Consider the following 1,466-nt stretch of genomic DNA (forward strand, 5'->3'; position numbering starts at 1 on the left):
GGTGGCTCAGCCCGATGGAGTACCGCAGGAAGCTTGGATACGCCTAGGCGCGGTCCAAGAAATCGTCCGCACCCCCTTCGAGCTTTTCAGGAACTATTTCACCGCAACTTTCTGTAAGGGTGGTTTTTAGTGCCACCGAGGGGCACTAATCAACCGTTTGCCGATATGTTTGGCTCTGGCTCATGGCTCTGACCTGCCCCGTCAAGCTTTTGGTCAGTTCATGGCAAGGTCTGGCGGACCAAATATGGGATAGCGTAGTGTCATTCACTCCCCCTCGAGACCATGGGGTCGAAAATGAGTCATGATAAACGCTGTTCCAAACCGCAAGCAGAGCTGTTCTTCCGATTATTCGAGGCCCATCATGGCGGGCACCTGTTTGTAGCTACCAAAAAATGGGACGAACGCTGTGCCTACGCGCTCATGCAAAAAGAGATGATTATTCGACTCTACAACCATGTCTACGCTGATCCCGCGTATTGGAATGACCTCGGCGTCGAAGATCGCATCTTTCAATTGGCATCCGCTATTGCGGTCGTTGAACCGGATGCCGTGTTTTGTGGAGCAACGGCGGCGCTGCTCTATGGCATCGGTTCTGCATATTCGCTTCTCGACAAGGTGCAAGTGCTGCTACCGCGTTCCACCAGACGCGATATGTACGAATTCGTTGAATACCGACGCTGGCGACCGGGCGACGTATGGCAGCTCGGCCCGTTTACGCTAACGGATCCATATCGCACGGTGGTCGACATCGCCCGAACGAGCGCTTTTCGATATGCACTAGGCTATGTCGACGGGTTGGCTCGTGAGTACGGTGTCGAGCGTGAAGAATTGCGTGCATATGCACAAGCGAACTGCCGCGGATTGCACGGCATCGCGCGCGCATTTGACGTTTTTGAACACATGGATGGCAGGTCGGATAACGGTGGAGAATCCGAAGCACGGGCGGCAATGATTATGGCAGGAGTTGCCGCTCCCGAACTTCAGGTTGAAATCACTCGACCGGGAAACACCGGCTATTATTTGGCAGATTACGGCTGGCAGATGCCAAACGGCTCTTGGATGCTGGCTGAGCTGCATGGACTGGGCAAGTTTGAGGGCGATGCCCAAAATGATCCGGAACATACTGCGGCAAAAACCTATCGAGCTGCCCTCGTGCGCGACGCGAACCTGCGTGCTATGGGCCACAACGTCATTCATTTCAAGCTCTTAGACACCTACGATGTCAAAGCGTTCGGCTCCATGATGCGCGGCTACGGTATACCGACCACAAAACCCTACGCAGACTCCTGACCGGCCGCCCTCATCTTCTCGACAAAAGAACCCATCATCGACCCAGCCCGCTCGGCCTCAATAAGTTGCGGTGAAATAGTTCCTGGATAACAGCTATTGGGGGGTGCGGACGATTTCTTGGACCGCGCCTAGGCGTATCCAAGCTTCCTGCGGTACTCCATCGGGCTGAGCCACCC

1 protein-coding gene is annotated in these 1,466 nt (G+C 54.9%); it reads left to right on the forward strand.

The window, feature by feature from the left end; translation table 11 throughout:
* The first annotated feature begins 294 nt into the window (after nucleotides 1-294).
* On the forward strand, nucleotides 295-1,290 hold the full coding sequence (locus AB5Z54_RS09835; RefSeq protein ID WP_347478388.1) for a hypothetical protein: 996 nt from the start codon (nucleotides 295-297) through the stop codon (nucleotides 1,288-1,290).
* Nucleotides 1,291-1,466 lie beyond the last annotated feature (176 nt).

This window comes from Collinsella aerofaciens (assembly GCF_040910185.1).
Taxonomy (GTDB): Bacteria; Actinomycetota; Coriobacteriia; order Coriobacteriales; family Coriobacteriaceae; genus Collinsella; species Collinsella aerofaciens_BF.

What these genes read in the sequence shown, in the direction of transcription:
- AB5Z54_RS09835 (WP_347478388.1), top strand. Translation starts at nt 295, where the DNA reads ATGAGTCATGATAAACGCTGTTCCAAACCGCAAGCAGAGCTGTTCTTC.